General features: G+C 48.6%; 8 protein-coding genes. All 8 read left to right on the forward strand.

Features of this window, described 5'->3' with window-relative positions:
• Positions 1-2,091, forward strand: a 2,091-nt coding sequence (ccsA, locus tag Q0438_RS10620; protein WP_299190741.1) for a cytochrome c biogenesis protein, incomplete at its 5' end; no start/stop codon positions are given.
• Positions 2,092-2,101: 10 nt separating this feature from the next.
• Positions 2,102-2,935, forward strand: a complete 834-nt coding sequence (locus tag Q0438_RS10625) for a tetratricopeptide repeat protein (protein ID WP_298053922.1) — start codon at positions 2,102-2,104, stop codon at positions 2,933-2,935.
• A 31-nt stretch (positions 2,936-2,966) separates the two neighbouring features.
• A complete protein-coding gene (locus tag Q0438_RS10630) occupies positions 2,967-4,091 on the forward strand; it encodes a nitrous oxide reductase accessory protein NosL (RefSeq protein WP_299190744.1) in 1,125 nt (374 codons plus the stop codon).
• Complete coding sequence (locus Q0438_RS10635) at positions 4,088-4,276, forward strand: hypothetical protein (protein ID WP_295098450.1); 189 nt, start codon at positions 4,088-4,090, stop codon at positions 4,274-4,276. The genes Q0438_RS10630 and Q0438_RS10635 overlap by 4 nt, the downstream gene beginning before the upstream one ends.
• A complete protein-coding gene (locus tag Q0438_RS10640) occupies positions 4,266-5,375 on the forward strand; it encodes an FtsX-like permease family protein (RefSeq protein WP_299190746.1) in 1,110 nt (369 codons plus the stop codon). The genes Q0438_RS10635 and Q0438_RS10640 overlap by 11 nt, the downstream gene beginning before the upstream one ends.
• Complete coding sequence (locus tag Q0438_RS10645; protein ID WP_299190748.1) at positions 5,372-6,049, forward strand: ABC transporter ATP-binding protein; 678 nt, start codon at positions 5,372-5,374, stop codon at positions 6,047-6,049. Before Q0438_RS10640 ends, Q0438_RS10645 begins: the two co-directional genes overlap by 4 nt.
• Complete coding sequence (locus tag Q0438_RS10650; protein WP_299190750.1) at positions 6,046-6,999, forward strand: hypothetical protein; 954 nt, start codon at positions 6,046-6,048, stop codon at positions 6,997-6,999. Before Q0438_RS10645 ends, Q0438_RS10650 begins: the two co-directional genes overlap by 4 nt.
• Positions 6,996-7,453, forward strand: a 458-nt coding sequence (locus Q0438_RS10655) for a hypothetical protein (RefSeq protein WP_299190752.1), incomplete at its 3' end; no start/stop codon positions are given. The genes Q0438_RS10650 and Q0438_RS10655, both read left to right, overlap by 4 nt.

Genomic DNA, 7,453 nt, shown 5'->3' on the forward strand with positions numbered 1-7,453 from the left:
AAAATTTTAAACTTTGACGGCGAAGAGATAATGCTAAGCTGGGGCTCGAAACTGATAGAGCTTCCGTTTGCGGTAAAGCTTTTGAAATTTAAGCTCGAGCGCTATCCCGGCTCGCAAAGCCCGTCATCCTACGCTAGCGACGTTGAAATTTTAAAAGAGGGCAAGAGCGCGGGGGAGCATGAAATTTATATGAACCATCCGCTAAACTTTGACGGTTTCAAGCTCTTTCAGTCCTCCTACGACACGGACGAGCTGGGCACGGTGCTGGAGCTTAATCGCGATCCGGGTAAAATCCCCACTTACTTCGGCTATTTCTTGCTTTGCGTCGGATTTATCGGAAATCTTTTTACCGCCGGCAGCAGATTTAAAAAGCTAGCTAAATTTATTAAAAACAACGCGCCCGCCGCGCTTCTTTTGATTGCGCCGCTTTTTTTCAGCATTGAGCTTCGCGCCGCGGATGAAAACTATCTAGCAAACCTTAAAGCCAACTCGCGCGTTCATGCAAACGGCGCGTTTGCGGAGCTTTTGGTGCAAGATTATATGGGCAGGATCAAGCCGCTTGGCACCGAAGCAAGCGAGATCGTAAATAAAATTTCAGGCACGGATTCGCTCTACGGCTTAAGCGCCGAGCAGATGATCCTAGGAATGAGCCTAAATCCCGCGTTTTGGCGCGATCAAAAGATCATCAAGATCAAAAACGACGAGATTAAAAAGATGCTGGGCTTAGCCCCGCAGGAGCGATATGCGAGCTTTAATTCGGTCTTTGATGAAAACGGCAACTACAAGCTCGCGCGCGTCGTGGACGAAGCGAATGAAAAAAGCGCCTCGCGCCGCGGCGTACTCGATAATGAGCTGATTAAATTCGACGAGCGACTAAATATCGCGTATCTGACCTTTAGAGGGGTGTTTTTTAAATTTATCCCCGTGCCGAACGACCCGCAAAACACCTGGCTCTCGCCGAACGACGCCTTTGCGGATTATAGTATCGCTCCGCAGATCAAAGGCGTGCTAAACGACTATCTAAACGGCCTGCAAGATGGAATTTCGGATAATGATTGGACTAAAGCGGATGTGGCACTTGCGGAGCTAAAAAACTACCAAAGAGCGACTTCGGAAGCTATTCTTCCGAGTGAAAATCGCGTCAAAGCCGAGGTGTTTTACAACAAAGCTTCGGTTTTCAAAAAGCTCGTTTATTGCTATATGATCCTAGGCGGCATAGCTCTAATATTGGCGCTTTTGGGCGCACTTTGCGGCAAGAGCTTCATGCTCGCGCAAAAAATTTTATTCGCAGCCTTTGCCGCAAGCTTTGCGGCGCATACCCTCGCGCTTGCGTTGCGCTGGTACGTCGCGGCTCACGCGCCGTGGAGCGATAGCTATGAGTCGATGATCTACATTGGCTGGTCGGCGGCGCTTGCGGGGATCATATTTTTTAGAAAGTCCCTACTCACGCTAAGTGCGAGTTGCCTGCTAGCTAGCATCGTAATGCTCGTAGCGCATATGAGCTTCGTAAATCCGCAGATCACCAACCTCGTGCCGGTGCTAAAGTCCTATTGGCTTAGCATCCACGTCTCGGTTATCACGGCTAGCTACGGATTTTTAGGGCTTAGCTGTCTGCTCGGTCTTTTGGCTCTTATTTTGATGGCGCTTAAAAACGGCGCCAATCGCGAGCGGCTTAACATGCAGATCAGATATATAACGGCGATCAACGAGATCAGCCTCATCGTGGGGCTTTCAATGCTGACGCTCGGAAATTTCTTCGGCGGCGTGTGGGCGAATGAGAGCTGGGGGCGATACTGGGGCTGGGATAGCAAAGAGACTTGGTCGTATGTCTCGATCATCGTCTATGCGATCGTGCTGCATCTAAAATTTATCCCGAAACTCGGCTCGATCTATGTTTATTGCGTGAGTTCGACGCTCGCGTATAGCTCGATCATAATGACCTATTTCGGCGTAAATTTCTACCTCACCGGCATGCACTCTTACGCCGCGGGAGACGCACCGCATATACCCGCGCCGTTTTATTGTATAATAGCGGCGATCTTTTTAATAATCGTTCTTGCCTTCAGGGGCAGGGACGTAAAAACGATATAAAGGAGTAAATTTGAAAAAATTTCTAATAGCGTTAGCCTTGGCTGCCGCGGCAAACGCGGGCTTTATCAGCGAGGGCATTCAAGCTCAGCAAAGCGGCGATCATAAAAAACTCGCAGAAATTTACGAGCGAGCGTGCGGTTTGGAAAATAAAGCTTCGGGCTGCTATAATCTAGCCGTTTTGTATTTTGAGGGCACCGGCAACGTAGAGAAAAATTTCGAAAAAGCGATCAGCCTCTACGAGAAGGCGTGCAGCGCTAAATTTGCGCTTGCGTGCAACAATCTAGGCTATATCTACGAAAGCGGCAACGGCGCGGATCAAAATTTTACCAAAGCCGCGGCTTATTACGAAAAAGCCTGCAAAGATAACGAAGGCTGCACCTCACTCGGGCTTTTATACGCAAACGGCGCCGGGCTTGCGAAGGACGTCGCCAAGGCGGCGAGCCTTTATGAAAAAGCCTGCACCTACGGCGATATGATGGGCTGCAACAACCTGGGCTATTTGTATCTGAAAGGCGAAGGCGTGCAGCAAAGCTTCGCAAAGGCTAAAATTTTTTACGAAAAGGCTTGCGGCGGCGACATCGGCATCGGCTGCAACAACCTTGGCTATCTATACGCCTTCGGGCAGGGGGTGGGTCAGGATTATAAGCAAGCAAAGCAGCAGTATGAAAAGGCGTGCAATCTCGGCCACTTCGACGGTTGCAATAACCTAGCCATAATGTATGCCGAAGGAAAAGGGGTGAAGTCCGATAACGCCAAAGCAAAAGAGTTTTTCAAAAAAAGCTGCGACGGCGGCATCAAGATGGGATGCGAGAATTTGGAATTTTTAAATTCGATTAGTAAGTAGATTTAAAACATCAAATTTTTAAGGAGATAGTATGATTTTACGTTCGTTTTTAGCTTCGGCTGCGCTCGTTGCGTTCGTTTTCGGTGCCTCGATGGACGGGGCCAATAAACCGGCAAAGCCTATGTTTCAAAGCGTGGATCCTAGCAAAGCTACGCTCGTAGGAAGCGGCGAGGGCAAAGAATACTGCGCCGTTTGCGGAATGAATTTGGTTAAATTCTATAAAACTAACCATGTTGTAAACGGCAAGCAAGTAGCTTCTCTGCACTGCTTGTACGAGCTAACGGAGGGGAAAATTCCAAGCGATGCGCAGGTCGTCGATACGAAAAATCTAAATTTTATCGACGTAAATAAAGCCTTTTACGTCGTGGGCAGCAAGGTCAAAGGCACGATGACGCGCAATAGCAAATACGCCTTTTCAACCGAGGCCGACGCGAAAGAATTCCAAGCCGAAAACGGCGGCGAGATAATGAATTTCGCCAAAGCCTATGAGATTGCAGGGCAGGATTTCGAGGGCGATAATAAGATGATCAAAGCCAAGCGCGAGGGCGGCGTTTACGCGCACGGTAAAGAATTTTACGAAACAAACTGCGCTAAAACGGACGCCAAAAGCTTCAAAGCCATCTCCGAGCTCAAAGCTCATCTCAAAAAGACTTGCGACGCAAAGGGCGCTAGCAAAGCTCCTGAATACGACAAGCACCTACAAGCTGCGGCGCTATATTTGTGGGACGCTCCTGTAAATTTAGGCAGCAGCGACAAAAACGCAAAAGCGAAAAAGGCTGAAAAGATCGTCGTGCCTGAGGGCGCTAAATGCCCGGTCTGCGGCATGCTAGTGGGTAAAAACCCTAACTGGGCGGCGATGATAGAGATTCAAGGCGGCGAGAATTTGTATTTTGACGGCGTGAAAGATATGATGAAATACTACTTCCAAAAGGGTAAGGGCTTTGATAAAATTTTCGTAACCGACTACTATAAGCTTCATAAGATCGATGCTAAAAGCGCTTTTTTTGTACTCGGCTCCAACGTCTTAGGACCGATGGGCGACGAGCTCATTCCGTTTGAGAGTGAGGGCGCGGCCAAGACCTTCGCTAAAGATCACGGCGGTAAGAGTGTACTTAAATTTGACGAGATCAAAGAGAGCGTAATAGAAGGGCTATGAGGCTCATTTGCGCTTTAATGATCTTTTTTGCCGCCCTTTACGCGCTCATTGCGGTGCATTATGTAAGCTTTGATCGCGCAAAGGGCGAGCAGTGTCTGCAAAAGCTCGCGCGCGAGATAAAGGATGTGCGGCTCTCAAGCAGCTTTAAGAGCAAGGCCTACGCGGAGTTCGTCTATGATAAGTAAAAACTTCATCGACTACTCCGTAACTCTACTGCGAAAAGACAGAGCCGATCACGCTTTTAGCTTCGCGATCTTTGCATTTATCGTTTTTATTTTAAGCTCGGTGCTTTTCATCTCGGGCTCCATTCAAAACGATCTTGAAAAGGTCATCAAGCTCAGACCCGACATTGTCGTAGAGGCTCTACGCGCGGGCAAGCGCGATCTGATGCACGACGGCTATATCTACGACATCTCCAAAATCGCGGGCGTCAGCGAAGTGCAGGGCGCCGTGGACGGGATGTATTACTTCGCTCAAAAGCGCGTTTGGTTTCATATCGTAGGCGACGAAAGCCTGAGCGAAAACGAAATGGTCGTAGGAGAGGGGGTAAAAGCGGCGATGGGCGAGTGGTACTACGAGGACGAGTTTCACTTCTTAACCGAACAGCGCCTAATCGCGATTAAGATCAATAAAATTTCGCCGCACGAAAGCAGCATCGTCTCAAACGACGTGATCTATCTAAATCCCGCCACCGCGCGCGAGGTGCTAAGCCTGAAGGAGGGCGAATACACCAAGCTCTACGTAAGCGTGCCCAACCCCAATGAAGTAAGCGAAGTAGCGCTTAAGATCGTAAATTTATACCCCAACACGCAAGCCCTTAGCGCCGAGGACGCGGTGGCAGAAGTAAGGCATCTGTATTATTACAAGGGCGGAATTTTTATGGTGCTTTACACCGTGGCGATGATCTCGTTTTTCATCTTGCTGAAAAATCAAATTTCGCTCGCATACGGCGAGAAGAAAAAGGAGATCGCGATCTTGCGCAGCATCGGCTTTTGTATAAAGGACATCATCGCGATGAAATTTATCCAAAATTTCATCGTCTCGCTAAGCGCGTATCTACTCGGCGTCGCGGGCGCGTATGCTTATGTTTTTGTTCTAGACGCACCGCTTTTGCGCGATATATTCTTAGGCGGCGAGCTGCGAAATTTCATCACCTTCACGCCCGCGATAAATTTCAATATGCTCTTTTTGATCTTCGTCTTTAGCGTGATCCCGTTTTTGGCGTTCGTCATCATCCCATCCTGGCGCATCGCTATAGGCGATATGAGCGAGGCGGTCAAATGAGCAAGATAGAGATCAGGCAGCTTTTTAAAATTTACAACGAGGGCAGGGCGAATGAATTTCGCGCTTTAAAAAACATAAGCTTAAACGTCGAGGAAGGGCAGATAGTAATCTTAAAAGGCGTTAGCGGCAGCGGCAAAAGCACGCTTCTATCCATCATAGGCGCGCTTGCTAAGCCTAGCAGCGGCGAGGTTTTGGTTGACGGCGCAAACGTCTCTAAGCTCGCTGATATCGAAAGCTCCGCGTATCGCCATAAAAAAATCGGCTTTATCTTTCAGTCATTCAATCTGCTTGAGGCGCTTAGCGTCTATAAAAACGTCCTTGCACCGCTTAGCCTCGAGCGGCTGAGCGGGGATGAGCTTGGCGCTCGTATAGATGAAGCGATGCAGATCGCTAATATCGCGCATAAAAAAGATCAGATCGTCTCTAGCCTTAGCGGCGGCGAGAAGCAGCGCTGCGCTATCGCTAGGGCGCTCGTGATGAATCCGCAGATCATCTTGGCCGACGAACCGACGGCAAATTTAGACAAACAAAATTCGCTCGGCTTCATCGAGATGCTCTCAAAGCTCAAAGAGCTTAAAAAGACCGTTTTGATCGCGACGCACGACATACTCTTCGACGAGTTAAGTTTCGTAGATCGATACGTGTTTTTAAAAGACGGAGAAATTTCCGCATGAGCGTATTTTTATCGGGCAGCGTGATCGCGTTTTTGGCTGTGGAGCTGATCGTAATAGCGCTGATGGCGATCTCGCAGTTTTATATCGTGCGGATCATGCGCTACTGGGACTTTAACGCCACCTCAAATTTACAATACGCCCTGGAGAAAAGAAACTATCTCATCAACACCATTTTGTTTTTCACGATAGCGTGCAAGATCATTTTGTTTATATTTTTCGCGCTCTGCCTGAATGAGCTCTCTTCGGTCGTGCCCGGCGCGATGTGCTCCGCGGGCGTCGTGGGCTCGAACCGCTACGGCAATATCTTGCTGCTTTTAAAAATTTTACTGATCTTCGGCTTTGGGCTCTGGCTTATTTTAAACAGCCTCGATCTTAAAGCGGGCAAATTTCCTTATCTCAAGCGCAAATACCTGATCTTTACCATCCTTTTTACGGGCGTTTTGGCGGAGTTTATTTTAGAAATTCTATTTTTTATCAATATCCCGCTGCGCGTGCCGGTGTTTTGCTGCTCGGTCGTATTTCGCGCGCCGAAGCTTCCGTTTGGATACACGCAGGCGCTTTTGGCGACCTTTTTCTACGCGATATTGGGCGCCATTTTGATCTTAAATTTTTTAAAGCAGTCAATGGCGAGCTTTGCTCTAAATTTGCTCTTTTTGTTCGTCGCATACTACGCGATCACCTATTTTTTCGGGCTTTACGTTTACGAGCAGCCCAACCATAAATGCCCGTACTGCATGCTTTTGAAGGATTATTACTTCGTCGGCTATGCGATTTGGGGCTCGCTGTTTTTGGGTATATTTTTCGGCATCGTGCCGTTTTTAACGGAACTCATCACCAAGCGCGCCTACACCCACCTGCTTAAATACTCCTCGTTCTGGCTCATTCTAAACGCACTCATCTGCAGTGCCTACGTCGTCAAATACTATTTCGTACGGGGCGCGCTGCTATGATTAAAAAAATTTTTGCCGCGGTTTTGCTCGCCTGCGTGATGGGGCTACTCATATCGTCCATGGATATAGCCGAATCCAAAATTTCCGTCCGACACGGCAATAAGGATAAGCAGCCGCTGCAGATCGAATTTGGCAAATACCTATGCCTAGAGAGCGGCACGGTGATAAACGATCTGTACAACACCGCCCAGGCCATTATGCCAAACGGCGATACATATTTTTTCAACGACATCGCAAACGTCTTTATGTGGCTGATGCGGCAAAAAAACAAAGATGAGATCGTGGTGTGGGTTTATTCGCAAGACACCGAAAAATACATCATCGCCAAGGACGCTTGGTACTCGCGCGTCGAGATCACGCCGATGGGCTACGGCTTTGGCGCGTATGAGTTTCACAACTACGGCAGGAGCGACTACTACTACGACGAGATCGTGCTGTGCGCCGCTCGCGGCGA

The organism is uncultured Campylobacter sp. (assembly GCF_938030785.1).
Lineage (GTDB): Bacteria > Campylobacterota > Campylobacteria > Campylobacterales > Campylobacteraceae > Campylobacter_B.